We start from the raw sequence: 21838 nt of genomic DNA, 5'->3' as shown, positions 1-21838 counted from the left end.
ACTTCTTGACGAAAGAACTCAACTTTTGAGGAAAACTCTTGATATCATATGAAAAAGAAGGAAATGCTGCATAGTGAGCTTGCACCTGTATAGATGAAAATGGGTGAAAAGGACTAAAAGAGGCAAACTACATAACAATGAAATCAGGAGATGATAAATAGAAGGGAAGGAAGAGCACAAGCGAGGGGCGAATGATTGTTTTTTTATGATAACGTTATATAAAATAAAATGTAAAAAGTATTTGACATTTATCGGAATGATGCTATGATTTTAAATGTAAAGAGTTTTTTACATTTTGATGGAGAGGGGACGAATAAATGGATGTTGTAAAAATTTTGTATTCAGTTATATTATTACTGATCGGACTGTTCATCTTTATTGCACCAATGATTCAAAAAGGTGATGAGAGAAAGAAATTTATCTACTCGAAAGCTCAATCCTATGCTTTTATGGTGGTAATCGGTATACTGGTATTAGAAGTCGCACAGGCCATATTTTTAATGATTCAAGAAAAAAATTCTTATAAAGGTTTTGGAGTTTCCCCTATCATGTTTTTGACTCTGATCTCAATCATATATTTGTTTTCATTAATCATTTACAGAAAAAAATATGGTGATTAAATGCAAAATCATATTAGAGAACTCAGAAAATCTTTTAAATTATCCCAAGAAGAACTGGCTAAACGTTGTAAGGTCTCAAGACAAACCATAAATGCCATTGAAAATGATAAATATGATCCTACTTTACAATTAGCCTTTGACATTGCAACTGTTCTGGATACCACAGTAGACGAGCTTTTTGACAATAATCCTAAAACGAAATAAATAAAAAGCCTCAAGAAAGAGGCTTTTTTTGTTGAGCATCTATTCAATTTGATTTCTCTGTATTTCGTGAGATTGAATGACTATGTTTAAAAATTGATGAAAATGAATACAGCTTTATTAAATATGTGTTCCTTTTTTAAGTAAAAAAAGACGTGAAGTTTGTGACTGTTCCAAATGGGAAAGGCAACATATAATAATGGAAAGACAAGCTTGCCTTTCAGATAGGAGAGATAGAGATGAACAAAGGGAAGATACTCGTAGTCGAAGATGAAAAGAAAATTGCAAGGGTGCTGTCACTAGAGCTTGAATATGAAGGATATGAGGTGACAGTCAAAGAGACAGGAATGGATGGACTCAAGGCTCTTGAAGAGGAAAGCTTCGATTTGGTGCTGCTTGACGTCATGCTTCCAGAATTGAGCGGTCTTGAAGTGCTGAGAAGGGTTCGAAAGACAAATACAGCGACACCTATTATTTTGATAACAGCAAGAGGGAGTGTGCCTGATAAAGTAAGCGGCCTCGATCTTGGGGCGAATGATTATATTACAAAGCCTTTTGACATAGAAGAATTATTAGCGCGAATTCGTGCGCAGCTAAGGTTGAATATTCATGCGCAAGAAGAAAAGGAAACAGAGCTTAGCATAGCAGATTTGACCGTCAACGAGAAAACAAGAGACATACAAAGGGCCGGGCAAATGCTTGAGCTCACACCGAGAGAATTTGACCTGCTTGTCCACTTGCTGAAGCATCAGCAGCAAGTGCTTACAAGAGATCAGCTTTTAACAGCCGTTTGGGGCTTTGATTACTTCGGTGACACAAACGTAGTGGATGTCTATATTCGTTATTTAAGGAAAAAAGTCGATTACCCATTCGAAAAACAGCTGATTCACACAGTGAGAGGTGTGGGTTATGTGATGAAAGGATAAAGAATGAGATTAAAAAATAAAATTCAGCTTTATACATCGTTGTCCTTGTTTTTAATGGTGCTGCTATTTCATACAGCCATTTATTTTATTTTTTCGATGACCTTAACGCAAAAAGATATGTCCCGGCTGTCTGAGGTCGCTGAAAATATTGCCATTGCCTTAAAAAAATCAGAAGAAGAGGGTCTTCCATCCTCGGAGCTGCTGAAAGCGTACCTGCCCCAAAATGGTATGATCCGTGTCGTGACAGAAAAGGGTGAGTCAAAGTTGACTGTCACAAAGGAATCAACGTTTAGCTCACTGCCTTTTACATATGAAACTGGTCAGACAGCAGAAATAAAAGAATACAACAAGCATATGATTGCGTTCGCTGCGATTCCGGTCATTTGGACAAATGGAGAGATTGTGTCGCTTCAAGTATATGAAGAAATCGAAAATACGGAAGAGAATTTGGCGTTATTAAGAATGATTTTAATCGCTGCTGGCGTTTTAATTATAGTGCTTTCCTATTTTGCTGGCCACATTTTAACAAAACAAATCGTACGCCCTATTAGTAGAATGACGAGCACCATGAAGGCAAGTATGAAGGAGAAGGCGTTTAAGCGAATCAAACTAGCAGGGGATTCAAAGGATGAATTGTATCAAATGGGACAAACCTTTAATGAAATGTCAGAAATACTCGAGAAGCATTATGAGAAAGAGCAGCAATTCTTGCATGATGCCTCTCATGAATTGAAGACACCGATTACCGTCATTATGAGCTACAGCAATTTACTAAAGCGCTGGGGACAAACACGTCCAGAGGTTATAGAAGAATCCTCTCAAGCGATTCATGATGAAGCGAAAAAAATGAAAAGGCTGACAGATCAATTATTAACACTTGCGAAAAATGGTCAGCCGCTTTACTTGGACATGAGGCCAGTTGATCTTGGCCATTTATGCAAGCAGATATGCCATTCACTTGAAGTCGCAACGAATCGAACCATTGATCCTGATGTGCAAACAGATCAGCCGCTCGTCGCTGAGGGGGATGAAGAGAAAATCAAACAGCTTTTGACCATCTTGATTGATAATGCGGTCAAATATAGTACAGAGCCAGTTGATGTGACCTGCGGATGGAGAGGAGAGAAGCCGTATATTTCAGTCGTTGACCATGGAATTGGCATAAAAGAAGAGAATCTTCCGAAAATCTTTGACCGCTTTTTCCGTGTGGATGAAGCAAGAAACAGTGAGACCGGCGGAACGGGTCTTGGTCTTTCAATTGCGAAGCAAATTGCAGAAGAGCATGGAGCTGAGCTGATGGTAGACAGCCGAATCGGCGAAGGGACAACCATGACCATTCTTTTCCCGAAATAAATGGGTCTTTTCTCATCAATTTCTCATTTCCTCCTTATAAAATAGGAAATAGGAAGGAGGAGCTGCATGTCTAGAAAAACGAAAATGGTGCTTGCGTTTGCAGGATGTCTCGTCGTTGCAGCCTTTGCAATGCTCATGATTCAAACCATTGATCAAAAAATATTAAGTGAAGCAGAGATCAAAAAAATCATCGCAAAAGACTACAATGGAAACATTACAAATATTGATTTAATCAATCATAAACAGGACTATACCTTGACCCTGGAAAATTCAAATGGGATCTATCAAATCATTGTATCCTCCGCAAGCGGTCAAATGAAAGAAATCAAGCAGTTAAAAAGCTATCAAAAGCCAAATGAAAAAAATGCTGAGCTTCTGGCAGAAGAAGCGGCTGTTAAAAAAGTGAGCGGTACGGTCATTCAAAAGAAAGAAAAGTCCGATCGTTTTATCTTTACGATCCAATCAAAAAAAGAATTATATCAAGTCGATGTCGATAAGCAAACGTTTAAGGTGCTTGAAGCAGAAAAGAAAAACCCGACCTCTAAAGAAAAGAAAATGACAAAAATCACGGTCGAAGAAGCCATCCGAATTGCAGTAAAAGAAGTCGGAGGGACAGTGGATGATGCCGATCTTGAAACATTTAGCGGTATGCTCGTATTTGAGGTGGAGCTGGATTTGCCTGATGGGCGAGAGGCAGAGGTGCTTGTGAACGCATATACAGGGGATATAGAAGGAATTACGTACGAAAACTAATCCTTTTCTCATGATTTTCTCATGTTTCTTTCCTTCCTTTATCATCTTGTTTCTTTAAGATAAAGGAGAAATCAAATAGAGGAGGACATGAACATGATGAAAAAAGTACTAGTAATTACAGCATTAACAGGAACTCTTGTCGCAGGTGGTTTCACACTTCAAGCGCAAAATACAAATCAAACAGCACACGCGGAGCAAGTGGTGCAAAAGAAATCTTCGTTTGTCTCAAAGAAACAAGCAGAAAAAGCAGCCCTAAAAGTGGTGAAAGGGTATGTGGACGATGTGGATCTTGAGCGTAAAAAAGGAAAATGGGTGTACGAGGTCGAGATTAAAAAAGGCGGCTTTGAATATAAAGTATATGTCGATGCCAAAACAGGAAAAGCGTTGAATGATCCAGTCAAAGAAAAGAAACAAAATGTGAAAATCACTAAAAAGCAGGCTGAACAAATTGCCCTTGCAAAAGTAAAAGGAACAGTCACAGATTCTGATTTAGATAAAGAAAATGGTGTGTACTTATATGAAGTCGAAATCACCACACCAAACGGCGAGGAAGTTGATTTTGAGATTTCCGCTAAAACAGGCAAAATCCTGAAGCAAGAATGGGATGATTAATACGCCAGCAATCCTAAGATAAATTTGTATGCGGTCTGAACCGATGGTTCAGACCGTTATTTTTGCCTAATTGATTGTATACAAGTACAAATGAATATCAAACTGAATAGCGTACTTCCATGTATCTGTACACCAAGCATGTTAATGCTTTCAGCGTGTAGACAAACCCTCGCATTCGGTGTCAGTCCTGCGTGCTGGTGCTCACGAATGTCAAATTCGCTCCGCTCCAGTACTCGTCCTTCCTAGACTTCAAAGGTTTTCTATCACGCTGAAAAGAAGACAAAGGGCTAAAATAAAGATCATTTTACCCTTTGTCAACAATCTGCAAGCATGTTAATGCTTTTTATATTGATTGCTTATCATTTCAGTTGTTCTTAAAAACGTCTCAATCTCTTGAATAGTATGACAATGGAGAGGTGATATTCTAATAGCCCCTTTCATTCCAAAGGAATCCAGCATCCTTTTAGAATAAATGCTTGTATTCAACCTTTCATATACGATCACACCGTGCTGTTCATATTGTCTTACTGCATCCTCATGGTTTGTTCCTTCTATCGATATGGCTACGATGAAATCTTTTTTTGATAAATCATGGTCATCAAGATGCACGGTAACTCCTTTGATTTCTCTTAGCCCTTTTACGTTGGGTGTCCCGTCTAGCATTATTTTTAATAAAGACCTTTCTTGTTTTCCGATAGCTTCCATACCTGCTGCGAATAACTGTCGTCTGGCATTCACTGTTGTAAAATGACCTCCAAGCCAGCACACATAATCAACAATTGCGCTAATAGCCGCATAATGAGCAGGTGCTGGAGTTCCTAGACCCCATTCAGTTTCTTTCTTTCCTTTTAACTTATGATGAGGGAGAAGAGCAGCTCTTTCCGATAAATAAGCAATCCCGCAGCCTCTAACACCAAAAAATTTATATGGGGCAAAATTTATCACATCCACAGGTGTTTTTTCAATATCAATTAAACCATGAGGTGCATGTTGAACGGCATCAACCATGATAAATAAGTTTGGTTTCTTTTTTCTTGCCTCTTGTACAATTTGTTCAATGTCTAAAATAGCACCAGAGATATTCGAAGCATAGATGACGCTTAGAAGAACAGTATCTTGATCGATTAATGCCAAGATGTCTTCTACGTTCACTCCACCTGTTAAAGGATTAGACTTGGCCACTCTCAGCTCTTTGTTTAATTTATTTGCATAAAAACTAGCTGCGTCATAGGCTGCTGGATGTTCTAAGGATGTTGTGACAATATTTGTTCCTTGAATATGTTCTGCAATGATACCCGTAGTTTGAAAGATAGCCTGTGATGCTGTCAGATATGTGGCGAAGCTTCCTTGTTTCACGTTAAAAATGGTTTGAAGATCAACAATCCCCTTTTTATGGATATCAATCAAGTGTTTTGCAGTTTTATGATTTCTTTCAGAACAATCTGGGATGCCATCAATGATTGAAAATATATGATTTGCCTGTTTTAAACGAAGAGAGCCACCTGCATTGTCAAAAAAAAGTCGTTCCTTTTTTAGGATAGGATCCTCATCAATATATAAAAATTGTTCTCTTACTTTTTTTAATAAATCATTTGAAAAGTGCATGTTCAGTGTAGTTTCGTTCATTATCATATCCCCCAATATTCAATTTTTATACTTAGTATTATACATTGTGTTATCAATCAATGGCTGTACCCTAATCAGAGAGATCTTTTTTTTGTAAACAATCATTCATTTTTAGCTATAGCGACGGTTATCAGTGCATTGCCAATGGTGACATTCGCCGCACCTTTATGAGTTCAGCCGTTTTGTACTAATCACTTCTTACACTTTCATGTGTAAGGTTTTTTCATTGGGACAAACTACGGGAAAGGAGGCGAGAGAATATGAAGAAAAAAGAAGAAGAGCAAACAATGGACCATGCGGAATATGTTCCGCATCCTGACGGAGAAGGATATGCTTTGTTTTTGCATGATTCCTTTCATCTCCTCTCCCAAGAGGATATGAATCAGCCAGAAGAGGAATAAAAGACATGAAAGGGCGATGGTCTACTTTGTCTATCGCTCTTTTTTTCAAAAGTAAGCGAATACATAAGGGAAATTGGCATCTTGCTTATTGACATCACTGCGCTTTTTCTGTAATCTCAGTGTGTCAACAATATGAGACTTCGTTAGGTGAGGCTCCTGTATGGAGATACGCTGCTGCCCAAAAATGTCCAAAGACGCCAATGGGTCAACAGAAATCATCGACATAAGGTGATTTTTAATGCAGCTGGATTTTTCCTATGCCATACAGTGCTAAAGCTCTACGATTGAAGGAGCAAGTGTTTATTTGTCATGCTTACAAAGCGCCTTCATTCGGTTGAAGGTGCTTTTTTATGAGAAAAGGAGGTGTGGGGATGGATCATCCCGATTCGAGACACATAGAGGATATGTCAAAAGATCAGATTGAGACATCAGATAGAGGAGATCCTGACCCCCGCACATTCTAAGGGATTCGGGTATCTCCTGACTTTGGGGAGGTAAGAGCGATGATACAAAATATTACGTATGATGAACTCATTTTACGCATCATTATTTTACTAAGAGATGGAAAACGAAAAGAATTTAAAAACATCATGGAAGAACTTCAGCCATATGATATGGCCTACTTATTTAAAGAACTTCCAGAGAAACACCGCGGCCGCTTCCTCAGCTTTTTACCAGTCGATGACGTGACAGAAATGATGGGTGAGCTGGAGCGGGAATATCAAGAAATTGTTCTTGAAAAAGTAGGGAAAGACAAAGCGACCTTCGTCACAAACAAAATGGATAACGATGATCTAGCCAACTTATTTGATGAGATGGAGGATGAGCTAAAGGATCAGCTTTTATCTAACATGGAAGCAGAGGAATCCAAGGCCGTCCAGCTTCTTATGAATTATCCTGCTGAGACAGCGGGACGGATCATGACCAACCGTTACGTTTGGATTCCTCAGCATTTTACAGTGCAGGATGCAGTTGTGAAGCTGAAAAGCTTTGCTGAAATTGCGGAATCAATCAACTATTTATATGTGATTAATGATCAAAAACAGCTTGTAGGCGTTCTCTCATACCGGGATCTCATTTTAGGTGAACCGGATGAAAAGGTACAGGATCTCATGTTTACAAGAGTCATTGCCGTTGGAGCCTTTCAGGATCAGGAGGAAATCGCAAAGCTGATTGAACGATATGATTTCCTTGCGATTCCTGTTGTGGAAGAGAACAATGTTCTAGTCGGAATTGTTACAGTCGATGATATCATTGATGTTGTGATTCAAGAGGCGGGCGAAGACTATGAAAAGTTTGCTGCCTCTGGTAAAGATATCACGTTCGATACGCCGGCATTTGTGGCGGCATACCGCCGTCTTCCGTGGCTCATTTTACTCTTGTTCATTGGGCTGATTTCAGGCAGTATTTTAAATTATTTTGAAGGTACCCTTCAGCAAGTCGTTGCTTTAGCGTTCTTCATGCCGATGATTGCCGGGATGACAGGGAATACAGGGACACAGTCTCTTGCCGTCGTCATTAGAGGGCTTTCAAAAGAAGAATTAACGAAAAAAACCATCATGCGTCTTATTTTTAGAGAGCTGAGAACGAGTATTTACATTGGGATTGTCTGTTCCATTATTATTACAGTCGTCGCAATGGTGTGGCAGGGCAATATGATTTTAGGTTTTGTTGTTGGTTCCTCGCTGCTTGCAACACTGATTATTGGGACTATGGCAGGTACGGTCGTACCGATTATTTTACACAGATTAAACGTGGACCCAGCTATTGCATCTGGGCCGCTGATCACAACATTGAATGATATTTTATCCTTACTGATCTATTTTGGAATTGCAACAGCATTCCTTCATACACTGATGTAGCAAAAAGACTGTAAAACGTGACGTTTTACAGTCTTTTTTGAATAAAGATTGCATATAGCGCTTCCATCCTTTACATTTTAAGGAGAAGGTGGGAGAGAAAAATGAAGAAGTTTTTATTCATTTTAATGTGCATTTTATTGCTAGGTGCATGTTCAAGGGAAGACGAGGGGAAAGACAGAAGACTGGTGGCAGCAGAGCATATGATTGAAGCGATTACCGAAGGAAATAAACAAAAAATAGAAAACATCTATGTTGAAGGCGCTGTCCCAAGCCCAAAAGACATTCTAAAAATGAAAAAAGAATGGGGAATAGATACACTTTCTTATGAAGATTTTCAATTGGAAGAAGCCAGCATTCACGTCTTTCATGCGAATTACGAAGATGAAAAAACAGGGGAGAAAAAGGCACTAGCCATGCGTGTCATAGAAGATCCTGAAAAAGGCGGTGTACAGATTGACTTTGTAGGGCTCGTTGAAGGAACTGATGCTTCCTCTCAATGAAAGTTAAAATGATTTTATTTAAAAAGGATAGAAGAGCTGAAAGAACTTTGCTCTATCTATCCTCTTTTTTACCACAAATGACCCGATCACATATGAGTTATGCCCAATAATTCCATAAACCGTGAGAGGGCACTGGTCATGTACGAATCGCGGCGCCTTATAAACACAGTGGGCACGATTCTATGTGGTTCCGGTAAAGGATGACAAGTAAATTTGCCTTGCACCCGAGATTCGACCATAGATTTTGGTAATACGGTAACCCCTATCCCGTTTTCAACGCATTTAAGCACGCCCTCTAAAGTGCCATATTCCATTACATTCATCGGAGCAAAGCCATTGCTCTCTAACCATCGTTGCCAACGCCCCAAATAGATGCAATGCGCAAATGACGAAAGCAATGGTTCATGCAAAATTGATTCTACCTGGAATTCCTCCTGGGAGTAGCTTGTAATGAGAACAAGAGATTCTTCCAATACCGGATATTCAATAATGTCGGGATGAAGAATAGGCCCATCAACCAATGCACCATCTACCTTGTAGTTGAGAATAGCATGAACCTGATCTACAGTAGGTGCCATATACAAGCTCAATTCTACTTGTGAAAATGTCTTGTGATATGCTGCGAAAATGCTGGGCAATCTTGTCGAAGCAGTAGACTCTATAGATCCAATGTGCAAAGTTCCCCGCGGAGTAGAGGAAAGCTTTACGGCCTCTATCGCTTCTTCAAAATCGTAGAGTAATTTGTTTGCATATGGCAACAATTCACGCCCTGCAGGCGTTAAGGATATCTTTTTGTGATATCGATAGAAAAGAGGAACACCTAATTCTTGTTCAAGACGCTGGATTCGTGCAGTGACATTGGACTGCACATAATTTAATTTCTCAGCAGCTTTTGTAACGCTTTGTTCAATAGCTACTGCTTTAAATATCTCCAAAGATTTAATATCCAAAATAATGCTCCTTTTGCATCACAATTTGTGATGAACTATACACTATTTTTTGATTTTACGTGATCCAACAGAATAAGTAAACTTAATAATATAAGAGGTTGATGCTCATTGTGTCCCTTGGTGTCTGATCATGAGGAGGAGAATGTTTTAGCTTAGGAAAGATAAAAAGACGTTTTCAAGTAAATGAGGAGGGAATCTATTGATTTCAAAGGTTAATATCCAAGAGAAATTTTCGCAAATAAATGATTATTGGAATCCAAAAATAAGCGGAGAGTTGAACGACTCATACATGAAGATGGTAAAAATTAAGGGTGAATTCATTTGGCATCACCATGATGACGAGGATGAAATGTTCTTTGTATGGAAAGGAAATCTAGTCATCCGTTTTAGGGATAGAGAAATAGAGCTTAATGAAGGGGAGTTTCTTGTGATTCCAAAAGGAATTGAACATCAGCCAATTGCTGAAGAAGAAGTTCATTTGCTCTTAATTGAACCAAAAACGACTCTAAACACGGGGAATGTGATCAATGAACGAACTGTTTCGATTCCTGAACGAATGGATAAACGCTAGATCGCCTGCACTTAACAATATACCTAAACGCTATTTGATATAGTGTTGTTTCTTAGAATGAAATGTTGTTGAACGCCGCCTGAAAAAAGTAAATTTAAATTGATGTCCTTGCTAATAGGATTTGGCATTGAATTCAAATTAAGATAATGCTTGAAAGAGTGTTGGAATGAGTAATAAATAAGGGGATAAAGCAGTGAATGAATTTTATAACGCGTTAACATATGTAAATAAAATGTTTTATGAACCGAATCGACTGTCCTTGAAAGCTGTCCGAGAAGAAGTCCAAAATTCGGATTATGGAGCTGGTGTGTTTCAGCTAAATTCAAAGTCGATTAGATTTAGAGTGGCAAAAATAACGCCTACTAAGATAGGACAGTTTGTTGCTTTTTGGGAAAAGGATGAGGAAAATAAAAACCAACCTTTTTCATATGAAAAAGCTACGGATTTATTGGTGATCAATACCTTTACTAGTGAAAATGATTTTGGTCAATTCGTTTTTCCAAAAGAAGTTCTTGTAAAACAACATATTCTTAAAACAGATACGACTAAAGGAAAAATGGCCATGAGGGTTTATCCTAGCTGGGATAAACCTGCTAGCAAACAAGCTATCCAAACGCAGAAATGGCAATTAGAATATTTTGTTGCCACGAACAATACAAATCGTTTGCCAGCACAAGAACTATTAAAGCTATACTCTCACTAAAATAGCTCTAAGCTGTAATTGGTTTCCAAGGGCTTTGGTTTGATAACGGAGACAGCAAAAAAAGCTGTCTCTTTTTCATTAAGCCATGACCAAAAATCAATTGCGAACAAAGCCTAAAAGAGTCAGCGATACTTTATTTGTTTATCGATTTTTGTACCGGAAGTGTGCGTTAATTTGACCTTCCAGCATTTTTTTCTTATATTGTCCGCTTTTTAAGGCCTGTTCTTTTTTCTTCATGTCTTTCAAAATCTCCGCTGTTTGCACACCGTCTTCTCGTTTGTTGGCGATGTCCATTAAACGTTCTACATCAGAAAAAGAATATTTACGCGTGCCTCTTGTTGAGCGCTGGGGGTAGATGAGTCTGCGTTCCTCATAATATCGGATTTGCCTGACGGATAGCCCTGTTAATTCACTGACAATCCCGATTGAAATGACTTTTTTATCTTTATAAGATACATCTTCCTGCGTCATATACTCACCCCTGCAAGTCTTTTCTTCATATTATACAAAATGACAACGAAAAAAACCTATCGTTTGTTAGAAAATATAACACAAAAACATAAAAATGAAAAAACGATGGAAGGAAAGTTGACAACGTATGTGAAGTGATTGCTACGCACGCATATAATGATGATGAGTTGAAATAGGAGGAGGAGCATATGATGGAGAAAACACGGATCATCTGTATGGCAAAGGAAATTATCGCATTAGATATGAAGAGGGATGAATTACTGGAGCGATTCATGCAGGCTGCAGGTCAGAATGCGCATGCTCTTCTAAGAGCTGTACAAAATGATTTGTATAAAAGGTCTTCATAAGCACCTGCTCCAGATCAATTGATAGGAGGGGATAATCGGTGCGGCGTATCTTAACAGAAGTTTTAGCAAAGGAAAGACATTATTATACGAAGCAGCTCTGTTCATTGGGAGTGTACAGCCCTAGTGCGGCCAAGAACATGACAATTAGTGACTTAAAAAAAGAGTATCACTTCTATTTCAACAAAACAGAGCGTGATTTGTGAAAATCCCTTGAAATGTGCGTATGTCACATAAAGGGTTCTTTTTTTGTGCTCAATATTATAGCAATATTGAATTTTGTAGAAATTTGACGAATACAGTGTAAAGAAACATAGAGTCTTTACAGATTATGTTAAACTGTGTCGTATCTTGATGGTTTGCTAAAAAACCTTTTTTTCGAGATGATTGTGAAAAATAAGAAGGATTTTAAAAGTTTATATCGAAATCTTATACATAACACGAATGGAGTCACTTATGTGGTTGAAAGGGTTTTCAAAAACGTACTTCTATTTTTTACGAAAGGCTCCAACTGCACCGCAAGAAAGCCTTGAAGTTAAAAAAATATTATAAGAGGTAGATATGTGATGAGACTATCGTTTAATGAAGAAGAAGTAGAACGTTCAATGACACTTTACAAGGTATTTGCAAGAGCATTTAAAAGCGTTTCAGAACACAGCATTAGAGACAGCAAAGAGCATGGATTTAATCCAACTGAATTTGCGGTTCTTGAATTGCTGTATACGAGAGGTGCTCAAAAACTTCAGCAAATCGGCTCAAGACTCCTGCTTGTCAGCGGGAATGTGACGTACGTAATTGACAAATTAGAACGAAATGGTTTCATTGAAAGAGAGCAGGACCCAAAGGATAAACGGTCGGTTTATGCCCATTTAACGGATAAAGGGCGCAGTTATCTTGATAAGATTTACCCGATTCATTCTCTCCGGATTGCGCGTGCCTTCTCTGGCCTCTCGCGAGAAGAACAAGAACAATTGATTAGTCTATTGAAAAAAGCAGGTATTCACAGTCAACATTTATTATTTAGATAGAACGAAAAGGTGCCATGATTGGCACCTTTTTTATGTGTCCAGCTGATGCGCTGGATAGGCAATGAATTTTCCGATATCTTTTGCTGGAAGGGGCTTCGCATAATAAAAGCCTTGCAAGTCGTCACATCCTTGCGCAGATAAAAGCTGCGCCTGCGCAAAGGTTTCAACACCTTCTGCTATGACCTCGAGAGATAGTTGATGTCCCATCGCGATAATGGCACCTGTAATCTGTTCAGATTTCGAATCATTTAAAATATCTTCAATGAAGGACTTGTCGATTTTTAGTCGATGAATGGGCAAATCCTTTAAATAGCTTAAGGAGCTATGCCCTGTACCAAAGTCATCAATACTAATGCGAACGCCCAGATGTTTCAGTGAGGTCAGCACTTGTTTTGATTGCTTGATATTGTCCATTGTCATACTTTCTGTGACTTCAAGCTCGAGCAGTGACGGTGTCATATCGTATTTTTTCAATGTCAGCTTAATCAAATCAATTAAGTCTTCAGAATTGAATTGTTTTGCAGATAAATTGACAGCCACGGGAATTCTCAGCCCGTTGTCATACCACGTTTTAGCCTGCCTGCATGCGGTATCAATCACCCATCTGCCAATATCAATGATCAGTCCTGATTCCTCTGCCAGCTCAATAAAAGCCTCGGGTGATTTTAACGAACCATCTGGTGCTTTCATTCTTAGAAGAGCTTCTACGCCAGTCATCTGTCTTGTTTTCGCACTCACTTGCGGCTGGTAGTGAAGCACAAACTGTTCTCTTTGAATGGCATCCCGTAACTCAATCTCTCGGTTCAACCTGTCTTCACTTGATCTTTCCATTGATTCGGTGAAAAACTCATAACGGCTTTGCTTATGTTTTTTGGATAAATACATCGCCATATCGGCTTTCCTCATTAACTCCATTCCATCTTTTCCATTTTGAGGTGAGATAGCGATTCCAATACTGATAGAAGTAATGAGCTGATGATTCTGGATGAAAAAAGGACGCTCAAATTGCCGAATGATATTTTGAGAAAGCTGTTCAATTTTCTGTGTGTCATGCCCCATGTCAGGGAAGGTCATTAAAAATTCATCCCCGCCTAGTCTGGCTATAAAGCCGTTGCCTGGTAAACATTGCGTTAGTCTGTTTGCAGCTGCTTTAAGAAGTAAGTCCCCTATGTTATGACCAAGTGCATCATTAATAATTTTAAAACGATTCAAATCAAGAAACAGAACAGCCGTCGATGTTCCTGTCTCTTCTTGAGCGGAGAGAACATCACTTAAATGGTTGATGGCGTGGCGCCGATTAGGAAGCTCAGTTAACGCATCATAATGTGCCATGACATGAATTTCTTTTTCTGCAATCCGCTGCTGCGTTAAATCTTTTAAGACAAGATAAATACTGTCAAGCGTATTGTTGACATGAACAGGTATGTAAGTGACATGATAATAATAAAAGCGATCTGCTGTTTTTAGTTCTGCTTCACGTGTGATGGCTTTTTTTGACTCGTAAATAAATTCTTCCCACATGTCAGTCGGCATGACGTATTGGCTGACATCATCACCAATCCAAGAATTGCACATTTTTAGGATTTGTTTACCTGAGTCGTTCGCAGAAAGCACCTTTCGATTGACCGATAACACGATAATGCCATCGATATTATGTTTGATGAGTGATTGGAACCGCTGTTCATTTTCCTTTAGCTTATCTGCCTGCTTCATGATTCGGTGATCTATATAGGCACCAAAAATCATCAGTGTTTGGACAATCAGTGTCATTAAGCCGATGAAAATCGACAAACTGAATGGTGATAATTCAAGAGAACCACCCCCAGAAGACTGTCCGTCTGAATGAAAAAACATAGTAGAAGCAGCCATACCGGTATAATGCATGCCAGAAACAGCTCCGCCCATCATGAGTGCACCAGCTATTTTTAACAGATGATTCGCCTGCTTTTTCCCGGTTCGATGGAGCCGAAAAAAGAGATGAAGCGAAAAGAAAGACGCTATCGCAGCAATGAAAAACGAAAGAAAAAAGAGGCCTGGATCATAGCTGATTGAGACATTGGCCATTGATTCCATTCCAAGATAATGCATGCTGCAAATAGCCGAGCCCATCGTGATTGAACTAATGAGCAGCCGCCTTGTGGAGAGCTGCTCTTGAATGCATATTGTGAATGCGATCAAGGACCCAACAAAAGATGCCAAAATCGATAAAATGAGCAAGGGTGTTTCATATGTGATACCAGCACGCACGTGAAATGCCATCATGCTGATAAAATGCATCGACCATATCCCCATTCCCATGATCAAGGCACCAACGATCAGCCATACCTTTTTCTTTGCACCGCTTGACTGTGCCACTCGGCTGGCTAAATGAAGAGCTGAGTAGGAGGCGACAGCGGCGACTGCGATTGACAGAAAGACAAGCCATCCATTGTAGCTTCCTGTTAAATGGGTCATGTAAGAAAACCTCCAGTATCTTAAAACAGACGTATACCTAATATATCGGATCGAATGGCTTCTGTGTTCACTTTTCCTTCACTTAAATACCACAATCAACTTTTTTTTCACCTGTCTTTTATAGTAAAATCAAATTTAATGTAAAAAAACGACGAAAAGTGAATCGTTTCTTCGGTTTTATTCGTTTAATATATGTGCGATTCTAAAAGAGATAGAATCAGTTAAACGATTATGTGTGAAAGGGATTGATAAACATCGAAGATTTTATTATTTCTTTAGCTGATGCCTTTAAGAACTTGTCGTACTTTGGCATCTTCCTTGCATTATGTATTGAATTTGTTCCTGCTGAAGTGGTTCTGCCTCTTGCGGGATACTGGGTCTCAGAAGGGGATATGGCCTTCATTGGTGTTGTGGCAGCCGGCTCTATTGGCGGCGTGGCTGGCCCTTTGACCTTGTACTGGTTAGGACGTTATGGCGGTAGACCCTTTTTAAATAAATATGGGAAGTACTTTTTTGTTAAACCGGAGTCGCTTGATAAATCGGATGCCTTCTTTGAAAAGCATGGTGGATTCGTCGCTTTTAGCGGCCGGTTTATTCCAGGAGTCAGAACGCTTATTTCCATCCCGTGCGGTATTGCCAAGATGAATGTGTGGGTCTTTTGCCTGTACACGTTTTTAGCGATTACGCCTATTACATTTGTATATGTGTATCTCGGATTTGTGCTCGGGGAGAACTGGAAAGAGGTTGGCGCAATGTTAGATCCATATCTTCTGCCGATTGGGATCGGGATTGTGTTGTTGTTCGTGATGTATATATGGCTGAAACGTAGAAAAAGAAAAGCAGAAACACCAACTGCCTAATCACTGAATCTAAGTGAAAGTCACCTGTTGACAATACAGTGTCTATTGATTATGATATAAGTAATCTAAATATTCTTAAATCCCACCAAAGGGGAGTAGCGTCCGGTTTTTACCGGAAACAAAGTCGTCATTACATGGACTTAAGTTCCATCGGCTTTGTTGGCATGATTCTACATATCACATGTCTAGCAAGACCTTTGCCATTACAGGCAAAGGTCTTTTTTGCATTCATAAGCCTTTGTCTGTTGTGGGACAATAGATAAAACAAGGAGGAATGATGATGGATGCAGCAATTATTTTAGAGTACGGGTGGGTTCTTCTCGTACTGATTGGATTAGAAGGGATTTTAGCCGCTGATAATGCGCTGGTCATGGCTGTGATGGTGAAACACCTTCCAGAAAAGCAAAGGAAAAAAGCATTGTTTTACGGACTTGCGGGTGCGTTTGTCATGCGATTTGGTTCCCTGTTTCTTATTTCGTTTTTAGTGGATGTGTGGCAAGTTCAAGCCATTGGTGCAATTTATCTTCTTTATATTTCCATTCACCATATTTTAAAATCGCACGTATTTAAGAAAAAGGAATCAGACACAAACATGAAGCAAAGCGGCTTCTGGGCAACAGTCGTAAAAGTCGAGCTTGCTGACATCGCTTTTGCTGTCGATTCCATCTTAGCGGCGGTCGCATTAGCCGTAACTTTGCCAACAACAAGTCTTCCGCAAATCGGTGGACTTGATGGCGGTCAATTTATTGTCATTCTTTTAGGTGGTATCATCGGTCTGATCATCATGAGATTTGCAGCGACTGTCTTTGTGAAACTGCTCAAAACAAGACCGAGCCTAGAAACAGCAGCCTTTGTCATTGTCGGATGGGTTGGTGTGAAGCTCACGCTTTACACACTGTCACATCCAGCCATTGGTATCGTGTCCTCTCATTTTATTCATTCAACATTATGGAAAGTGATTTTCTGGACAGTGCTTCTCGCAATTGCAGCATTTGGTTGGTTTTTATCAAGTCCATCAAGAAATGGCGGGCAACAAAACAAGGAAAAACAAGAGGGACGCCTAGAAGAGTAGGTTTTTTGAAAGAAATATCATTTCATTTTCATAACACGTATATTACAAATAAGGGGGAGATACCCCCTTATTTCTTTGCTTTTAGACGAAACATTGTAAAGTAGATGATGATATACATGTCATAATTGAGTAACAGGAAATGAATTCCTCATTTCTTCCTTTGCGCTTCCCTCATAAATTAGCTATCATAAATGAGTAATATAGGGAGAACTGAGGTGAAACCATTGCTTAGCCTTTTGTTTAAAAAAGGAAAGAAAAAGCAAACATTAGAGCAGTCGGCTATCAGTATTCAACAAGGTGATACCGAACTGCAAAATGCATTAATAGAGCAATACAAACCATTTGTCGCTAAGACGGTTTCATCCGTTTGTAAACGATATATAGATGAAAAAGATGATGAATTCAGCATAGGCTTAATTGCCTTTAATGAAGCGATAGAAAAATACTCTGCCGAAAAAGGAAACTCACTCCTTGCTTTCGCAGAATTAATTATTAAAAGAAAAGTGATCGACTATATTCGAAAAGAAGCAAGAAATGCGCCAACGGTTCAAATGGACCTGCAAGAAAGTGAAAATGGCGAGTACTCTCAAAGCATGATTGAAGCAGAGCTGTCTACAAATGAATATAGACGTTTAATTGAACAAGAACACAGAAGAGAAGAAATTGAACATTTTAAAGAACGATTGAAAGTATACGGCCTCACGTTTCAAGAGCTGCTTGAACATTCACCAAAGCATGCAGATGCAAGGCAAAATGCCATTAAAGTAGCTCACACACTCGTTGAACACGATGAGCTCAGAACCATTTTATTTCAGAAAAAACAATTGCCAGTCAAACAGCTTGAAAAGCTAGTGGAAGTCAGCCGCAAAACGATTGAGAGAAATAGAAAATATATCATTGCGATGGCGATCATTATGACGGGTGATTATGTGTATTTGAAAGATTACCTTAAAGGGGTGCTTAATTCATGAGAAGAGGCATTATAGTAGAGAAAAACAAAAAATATGTCACGCTGCTGACCCCTGATGGACAATTTCTGCGGACAAAATATGAACAGCAAGATTATGAAGTCGGTCAAGAAGTGACATTTCCGAATGAATCACGTCTCGAAAGAAAAAAAGCCGGTTTTTTTGACTTGCTTCGTTTACGTCCATTAAATGCAGGAATCCTATCAATCGCAGCGATTATTGTCGTGATTTTTACTATGATGCCATCTTTCTCAAGTCAAAAAGCATATGCATATATGACGATTGACATTAATCCAAGCTTTGAACTGAAGCTTGATCACAATTATCAAGTGATCGGTGTCACACCACTGAATAAAGATGCGAGACAAATACTGGCTAGTATGAAGGATTTAGAAAAAAACGACATGACCAAAGTCGTGCAGGAAATCATAGATGACTGTGACAAAAAAGGTTATGTGAACAACTCTAAGAGCATTTATATTTCAACGGTTTATGAAAACAAGCAGGATCATACATATAAAACCAACGTCAAAAGTAAAATTAACACCATCTCTGGTGAATATCAAAAGCGCGATTACAAGCTAGAGACTGTAGAAAGTGACCTGGAAACAAGAGAAAAAGCTCAAAAGGCAGGCATTTCAACAGGCACATATATCAGAAATCAAGAAATGCAAGATAAAGAACAAGAAGACATTCAAAAGGATGAAGACGCAGCAGAGAGTGACGCTGTTAAAGAAGAAGAGCCTAAAAAAGATGATGTAGATCAAGCAGACAAAGACAAACAAGAAGAAGTCAAGACAGAAGATAGCGAAGAGATGAAGCTAGATCAAGAGGCTCCTGAAGCTGAAGACAAAGAGCAGAAGGATCAAGAGAGGGAAGAGCAAGGATCTATTCAAAAGCCTCACCAAACAAAACCTGATGATAAAAACAAAGACAATCAAATAAAGGAAGAAAAGGATCGTTCTATCGATAAAGAACAAAAAAAAAATCACTCAACGGAACCTGGTGACAAAAGGAATCCAAACGGCACATCACGTGGTGGTGCTGAAAAGCACGCAAAAAAAAACGCCAGGGATCAGAAACAGCCGTTCACTGAACGAAAAAAAGACCATATGAAGAAGCAAGGAAAAGGTGCACCGTCCCCGTATCGTGAGAACCGGTATGAGCACACATATGAACAATAAAAAAACGCCAGAATAGCTCCGGCGTATTTCACCATGTTTTTATTTAGATTGATTGCCCATTTGTGATTGAGCCTGTTGAACGAGTCTTTTTGTAATTTCACCGCCAACAGAACCATTTGCACGTGCGACTGTATCTGAACCGAGAGTCACGCCAAATTCTTGAGCGATCTCGTATTTAAATTGATCTAATGCTTGTTCTACTCCAGGAACAAGAAGCTGATTTCGATTTGCCATGTCCATATTCCTCCTTTCACCTCATCTTTGTTGCGCCTTCTTATTTTGAAGAAAACGGCGTACAATTATGCTGGCAATTGCTGCACAAAAAAACCGAGGTGACCTCATCACCTCGGTTTTCTTTTATCCTTATTTAGCTACCTGCAGCGTATTAAACATCATTTCTTGCGCTGTACTTTGCAAGTGGGAAGTGAACACAGAGAAGACGGTAGAACTGATAATGCCTTTAATCAAATTCCATTGATTCTTCGTTAATTCTGTAAACTCTTCATGGAGCATGTCTATCTGCTCCTCAGTCATTTCTCGTAAATTAGTTTCCTTTAACGGGAAATGTGTATGGTGATAAATAAAATCTAGGACGTGCGCATATGCTTCATAAAAACGGATTGGACTAATAATATCATCTGTTCGATCTGTGATCGTGTTAAATAAGGCAGATAAGATCATGCGAATGGCATCAAAGTCAAAAACTGATTTTAAATCCCTGACAATTAATAAAATAACGACCTGATCAATGGAGTACTTCTTGCCAAGCTCTGGATGACCAATCATATCTTTAATATCACGCTTGATCCAATTTTGAATCGCCGTCGATTTAAGAGACGTTAGCTCACACAAGTTGCCAAGCTCAACAATTTCATTTGTAGAAAGACCGTGCTCTGATTTTTGCTTCCGCCGTTCGAGCTTTTCAAAAAACGAAGGGATCTTTAACTCATCATATTCATGATCCTTATCGCCCTTTACAGATAGATTCAAAAGCTGAAGCGGAGTCAGATCTCCCTCTCCTTTTAGAGAATATAGAAGTCTCGTCATGTCAATTCTCGTTAATTTAAAAGTCACCATGTTCCACCTCATTTGTACGTCAAAAACGTGATTATTGATCTAATTCAACATCATAATCTCTTTTTGATGAAAATGCAAAATAAACTAAAATCCAGAACGTAGCGTCACAATTTGTTCACTTTTCAGCTGTGACAAAGTCGTAAATATTGAAGTGACGGGGCTTAAGCCGTTATGATAAACAGAAGGAATGATTCCTTTTTCCTTGCAATTTAAGGCGTTTATTTTTATAATTTTATTAATAAGTTCAAATGAACTTAATATGACAGCGGAGGTTATGTATGGGTAAAAGAATATTTCTGTTTATATTAACGAACATTCTTGTTATCACTACGATTGGTATTGTACTATCGGTTATTAGTGCAGCAACTGGTGTTGGTTCTTATATAGGAGCAGACGGTGGAATTAATTTTGTGGCACTGCTAGTATTCAGTGCAGTTGTTGGTTTTGTTGGCTCGTTCATGTCACTAGCAATGTCTCGCTGGATGGCAAAAATGATGATGGGTGTGCGTGTGTTAAACCCTGAAAAGGATTCATTAACATATGATGAGCAGCAGCTTGTTGACCGCGTGCACAGGTTATCAAGAGCAGCAGGCCTTTCTAAAATGCCTGAGGTTGGTATTTATCAATCATCTGAAGTAAATGCTTTTGCGACAGGTCCTTCTAAGAGAAGATCACTTGTTGCCGTTTCAACTGGATTGCTTCATGAAATGGATGATGCAGCAGTTGAAGGTGTCATCGCTCATGAAGTTGCTCACGTTGCGAATGGTGATATGGTGACAATGACGCTGCTTCAAGGGATTGTCAACACGTTCGTTGTCTTCCTTTCAAGAATTGCGGCATGGATCGCAAGCCGCTTTGTTTCGCGTGAAGAGCTTGTTCCGATTGTTCATTTTATTGCAGTGATTGTTTTCCAAATCATTTTCTCTGTCCTAGGAAGCCTTGTCGTGTTTGCATATTCTAGACACCGTGAATTCCATGCAGACCGCGGCGGAGCTGACCTTGCCGGTAAAGATAAAATGGTTCATGCGCTTCGCTCACTTGAGGCGTATACGTCAAGAATCAAAGATGATGATCAAACAGCAGTTGCTACCCTTAAAATCAGTGGTAAACGAAAAGCTTCTCTTTTCTCAACACACCCTGATTTAAACGAAAGAATTAGAAGACTAGAAGCAAAATAAGAGAGACGAAAAGACATTCTGTTACAGGATGTCTTTTCTTTTTTGATGAAAAAGTAAATAAAGCATAAAATATCTTTAAAATCATGTCTCTTTTCATTAAAATGATAAAGTATTCGAAAAGATA

Annotated in this window: 25 protein-coding genes and 2 riboswitches; of the genes, 19 read left to right on the top strand and 6 right to left on the bottom strand. The window is 39.0% G+C overall.

Features of this window, described 5'->3' with window-relative positions:
* Window positions 1-317 precede the first annotated feature (317 nt).
* From MHI11_RS13175 to MHI11_RS13150, 6 genes are all read left to right on the top strand, one after another.
* A complete protein-coding gene (locus tag MHI11_RS13175) occupies window positions 318-620 on the top strand; it encodes a hypothetical protein (protein ID WP_065097134.1) in 303 nt (100 codons plus the stop codon).
* Window positions 621-824, top strand: a complete 204-nt coding sequence (locus MHI11_RS13170; protein WP_050945187.1) for a helix-turn-helix transcriptional regulator — start codon at window positions 621-623, stop codon at window positions 822-824.
* A 236-nt stretch (window positions 825-1060) separates the two neighbouring features.
* Entirely contained in the window at window positions 1061-1747 is a 687-nt protein-coding gene (locus MHI11_RS13165) for a response regulator transcription factor (RefSeq protein WP_106067721.1), read from the top strand.
* 3 nt (window positions 1748-1750) lie between these two features.
* Complete coding sequence (locus MHI11_RS13160; protein WP_340961206.1) at window positions 1751-3100, top strand: sensor histidine kinase; 1350 nt, start codon at window positions 1751-1753, stop codon at window positions 3098-3100.
* A gap of 66 nt (window positions 3101-3166) precedes the next feature.
* On the top strand, window positions 3167-3853 hold the full coding sequence (locus MHI11_RS13155; RefSeq protein WP_340961204.1) for a PepSY domain-containing protein: 687 nt from the start codon (window positions 3167-3169) through the stop codon (window positions 3851-3853).
* Window positions 3854-3946: 93 nt separating this feature from the next.
* Window positions 3947-4465: a PepSY domain-containing protein gene (locus MHI11_RS13150; protein ID WP_003211816.1), complete on the top strand. Its 519-nt coding sequence runs from the start codon at window positions 3947-3949 to the stop codon at window positions 4463-4465.
* Window positions 4466-4798: 333 nt separating this feature from the next.
* On the opposite strand, the gene MHI11_RS13145 is transcribed toward MHI11_RS13150, so the two are convergent.
* Window positions 4799-6091, bottom strand: a complete 1293-nt coding sequence (locus tag MHI11_RS13145; protein WP_185106978.1) for an aminotransferase class V-fold PLP-dependent enzyme — start codon at window positions 6089-6091, stop codon at window positions 4799-4801.
* Between the two features lie 260 nt (window positions 6092-6351).
* Between MHI11_RS13145 and MHI11_RS13140 the strand changes: the two genes are divergently transcribed.
* From MHI11_RS13140 to MHI11_RS13130, 3 genes are all read left to right on the top strand, one after another.
* A complete protein-coding gene (locus tag MHI11_RS13140) occupies window positions 6352-6492 on the top strand; it encodes a hypothetical protein (RefSeq protein WP_003212346.1) in 141 nt (46 codons plus the stop codon).
* 132 nt (window positions 6493-6624) lie between these two features.
* Window positions 6625-6788: riboswitch (M-box (ykoK) riboswitch) on the top strand.
* Window positions 6789-6995: 207 nt separating this feature from the next.
* On the top strand, window positions 6996-8354 hold the full coding sequence (gene mgtE, locus MHI11_RS13135; protein WP_003212108.1) for a magnesium transporter: 1359 nt from the start codon (window positions 6996-6998) through the stop codon (window positions 8352-8354).
* A 101-nt stretch (window positions 8355-8455) separates the two neighbouring features.
* Complete coding sequence (locus MHI11_RS13130; protein ID WP_340910491.1) at window positions 8456-8854, top strand: hypothetical protein; 399 nt, start codon at window positions 8456-8458, stop codon at window positions 8852-8854.
* Between the two features lie 86 nt (window positions 8855-8940).
* Here MHI11_RS13130 and MHI11_RS13125 read toward each other — a convergent pair whose 3' ends face one another.
* Entirely contained in the window at window positions 8941-9804 is an 864-nt protein-coding gene (locus MHI11_RS13125; RefSeq protein ID WP_340961203.1) for a LysR family transcriptional regulator, read from the bottom strand.
* Window positions 9805-10003: 199 nt separating this feature from the next.
* On the opposite strand from MHI11_RS13125, the gene MHI11_RS13120 reads away from it, so the two are divergent.
* Both MHI11_RS13120 and MHI11_RS13115 read left to right on the top strand, forming a co-directional pair.
* Entirely contained in the window at window positions 10004-10375 is a 372-nt protein-coding gene (locus tag MHI11_RS13120; RefSeq protein WP_111912583.1) for a cupin domain-containing protein, read from the top strand.
* A 193-nt stretch (window positions 10376-10568) separates the two neighbouring features.
* A complete protein-coding gene (locus tag MHI11_RS13115; RefSeq protein ID WP_340961202.1) occupies window positions 10569-11078 on the top strand; it encodes a MepB family protein in 510 nt (169 codons plus the stop codon).
* 141 nt (window positions 11079-11219) lie between these two features.
* Here the strand turns inward: MHI11_RS13115 and MHI11_RS13110 are convergent, their stop codons facing one another.
* Window positions 11220-11549 (bottom strand): MerR family transcriptional regulator, encoded by a 330-nt coding sequence (locus MHI11_RS13110; protein ID WP_012009715.1) that lies wholly within the window; start codon window positions 11547-11549, stop codon window positions 11220-11222.
* A gap of 188 nt (window positions 11550-11737) precedes the next feature.
* On the opposite strand from MHI11_RS13110, the gene MHI11_RS13105 reads away from it, so the two are divergent.
* The 3 genes from MHI11_RS13105 to MHI11_RS13095 all read left to right on the top strand — a co-directional run bounded on the left by MHI11_RS13105 (window position 11738) and on the right by MHI11_RS13095 (window position 12921).
* On the top strand, window positions 11738-11896 hold the full coding sequence (locus MHI11_RS13105; RefSeq protein ID WP_165840229.1) for a hypothetical protein: 159 nt from the start codon (window positions 11738-11740) through the stop codon (window positions 11894-11896).
* A 38-nt stretch (window positions 11897-11934) separates the two neighbouring features.
* Window positions 11935-12099, top strand: coding sequence for a stress protein (locus MHI11_RS13100; protein ID WP_340961201.1), 165 nt, complete (start codon window positions 11935-11937; stop codon window positions 12097-12099).
* Window positions 12100-12456: 357 nt separating this feature from the next.
* The gene (locus MHI11_RS13095; RefSeq protein WP_088004396.1) at window positions 12457-12921 is read left to right on the top strand and encodes a MarR family winged helix-turn-helix transcriptional regulator; all 465 of its coding nucleotides are present in this window, start codon (window positions 12457-12459) and stop codon (window positions 12919-12921) included.
* A gap of 30 nt (window positions 12922-12951) precedes the next feature.
* Here the strand turns inward: MHI11_RS13095 and MHI11_RS13090 are convergent, their stop codons facing one another.
* Complete coding sequence (locus tag MHI11_RS13090) at window positions 12952-15375, bottom strand: bifunctional diguanylate cyclase/phosphodiesterase (RefSeq protein ID WP_340961200.1); 2424 nt, start codon at window positions 15373-15375, stop codon at window positions 12952-12954.
* Between the two features lie 245 nt (window positions 15376-15620).
* Between MHI11_RS13090 and MHI11_RS13085 the strand changes: the two genes are divergently transcribed.
* The 4 genes from MHI11_RS13085 to MHI11_RS13070 all read left to right on the top strand — a co-directional run bounded on the left by MHI11_RS13085 (window position 15621) and on the right by MHI11_RS13070 (window position 19459).
* Window positions 15621-16235, top strand: a complete 615-nt coding sequence (locus MHI11_RS13085; protein ID WP_003210834.1) for a DedA family protein — start codon at window positions 15621-15623, stop codon at window positions 16233-16235.
* 78 nt (window positions 16236-16313) lie between these two features.
* A riboswitch (yybP-ykoY riboswitch) is annotated at window positions 16314-16485 on the top strand.
* Between the two features lie 30 nt (window positions 16486-16515).
* Window positions 16516-17307 (top strand): TerC family protein, encoded by a 792-nt coding sequence (locus tag MHI11_RS13080; protein WP_340961199.1) that lies wholly within the window; start codon window positions 16516-16518, stop codon window positions 17305-17307.
* Between the two features lie 215 nt (window positions 17308-17522).
* The gene (gene sigI, locus MHI11_RS13075; protein WP_012009721.1) at window positions 17523-18278 is read left to right on the top strand and encodes an RNA polymerase sigma factor SigI; all 756 of its coding nucleotides are present in this window, start codon (window positions 17523-17525) and stop codon (window positions 18276-18278) included.
* A complete protein-coding gene (locus MHI11_RS13070; RefSeq protein ID WP_340961198.1) occupies window positions 18275-19459 on the top strand; it encodes an anti-sigma factor domain-containing protein in 1185 nt (394 codons plus the stop codon). Before sigI ends, MHI11_RS13070 begins: the two co-directional genes overlap by 4 nt.
* A gap of 39 nt (window positions 19460-19498) precedes the next feature.
* Here the strand turns inward: MHI11_RS13070 and MHI11_RS13065 are convergent, their stop codons facing one another.
* Together MHI11_RS13065 and MHI11_RS13060 are read right to left on the bottom strand one after the other, a co-directional pair.
* Window positions 19499-19693, bottom strand: a complete 195-nt coding sequence (locus MHI11_RS13065; protein ID WP_003211343.1) for an alpha/beta-type small acid-soluble spore protein — start codon at window positions 19691-19693, stop codon at window positions 19499-19501.
* A 129-nt stretch (window positions 19694-19822) separates the two neighbouring features.
* Window positions 19823-20536 carry a DUF1836 domain-containing protein gene (locus tag MHI11_RS13060; protein ID WP_340961197.1) on the bottom strand — a complete coding sequence of 238 codons (714 nt, stop codon included), beginning with the start codon at window positions 20534-20536 and terminating at the stop codon, window positions 19823-19825.
* A gap of 278 nt (window positions 20537-20814) precedes the next feature.
* Between MHI11_RS13060 and htpX the strand changes: the two genes are divergently transcribed.
* On the top strand, window positions 20815-21714 hold the full coding sequence (gene htpX / locus MHI11_RS13055; protein WP_061407544.1) for a protease HtpX: 900 nt from the start codon (window positions 20815-20817) through the stop codon (window positions 21712-21714).
* Window positions 21715-21838 lie beyond the last annotated feature (124 nt).

Origin of the sequence: Bacillus sp. FSL K6-3312, assembly GCF_038007485.1 — a bacterium.
In the GTDB taxonomy this organism is placed as follows: Bacteria; Bacillota; Bacilli; order Bacillales; family Bacillaceae; genus Bacillus; species Bacillus pumilus.
The sequence above is the reverse complement of the archived record's forward strand: the minus strand, read 5'-3'. Positions and strand labels throughout refer to the sequence as shown.

Coding starts and splice junctions, on each gene's coding strand:
- MHI11_RS13175 (WP_065097134.1), top strand. CDS start 318: ATGGATGTTGTAAAAATTTTGTATTCAGTTATATTATTACTGATCGGA.
- MHI11_RS13170 (WP_050945187.1), top strand. CDS start 621: ATGCAAAATCATATTAGAGAACTCAGAAAATCTTTTAAATTATCCCAA.
- MHI11_RS13165 (WP_106067721.1), top strand. CDS start 1,061: ATGAACAAAGGGAAGATACTCGTAGTCGAAGATGAAAAGAAAATTGCA.
- MHI11_RS13160 (WP_340961206.1), top strand. CDS start 1,751: ATGAGATTAAAAAATAAAATTCAGCTTTATACATCGTTGTCCTTGTTT.
- MHI11_RS13155 (WP_340961204.1), top strand. CDS start 3,167: ATGTCTAGAAAAACGAAAATGGTGCTTGCGTTTGCAGGATGTCTCGTC.
- MHI11_RS13150 (WP_003211816.1), top strand. CDS start 3,947: ATGATGAAAAAAGTACTAGTAATTACAGCATTAACAGGAACTCTTGTC.
- MHI11_RS13145 (WP_185106978.1), bottom strand. CDS start 6,091: ATGAACGAAACTACACTGAACATGCACTTTTCAAATGATTTATTAAAA.
- MHI11_RS13140 (WP_003212346.1), top strand. CDS start 6,352: ATGAAGAAAAAAGAAGAAGAGCAAACAATGGACCATGCGGAATATGTT.
- mgtE (WP_003212108.1), top strand. CDS start 6,996: ATGATACAAAATATTACGTATGATGAACTCATTTTACGCATCATTATT.
- MHI11_RS13130 (WP_340910491.1), top strand. CDS start 8,456: ATGAAGAAGTTTTTATTCATTTTAATGTGCATTTTATTGCTAGGTGCA.
- MHI11_RS13110 (WP_012009715.1), bottom strand. CDS start 11,549: ATGACGCAGGAAGATGTATCTTATAAAGATAAAAAAGTCATTTCAATC.
- MHI11_RS13105 (WP_165840229.1), top strand. CDS start 11,738: ATGATGGAGAAAACACGGATCATCTGTATGGCAAAGGAAATTATCGCA.
- MHI11_RS13090 (WP_340961200.1), bottom strand. CDS start 15,375: ATGACCCATTTAACAGGAAGCTACAATGGATGGCTTGTCTTTCTGTCA.
- MHI11_RS13080 (WP_340961199.1), top strand. CDS start 16,516: ATGGATGCAGCAATTATTTTAGAGTACGGGTGGGTTCTTCTCGTACTG.
- MHI11_RS13070 (WP_340961198.1), top strand. CDS start 18,275: ATGAGAAGAGGCATTATAGTAGAGAAAAACAAAAAATATGTCACGCTG.
- MHI11_RS13065 (WP_003211343.1), bottom strand. CDS start 19,693: ATGGCAAATCGAAATCAGCTTCTTGTTCCTGGAGTAGAACAAGCATTA.
- MHI11_RS13060 (WP_340961197.1), bottom strand. CDS start 20,536: ATGGTGACTTTTAAATTAACGAGAATTGACATGACGAGACTTCTATAT.
- htpX (WP_061407544.1), top strand. CDS start 20,815: ATGGGTAAAAGAATATTTCTGTTTATATTAACGAACATTCTTGTTATC.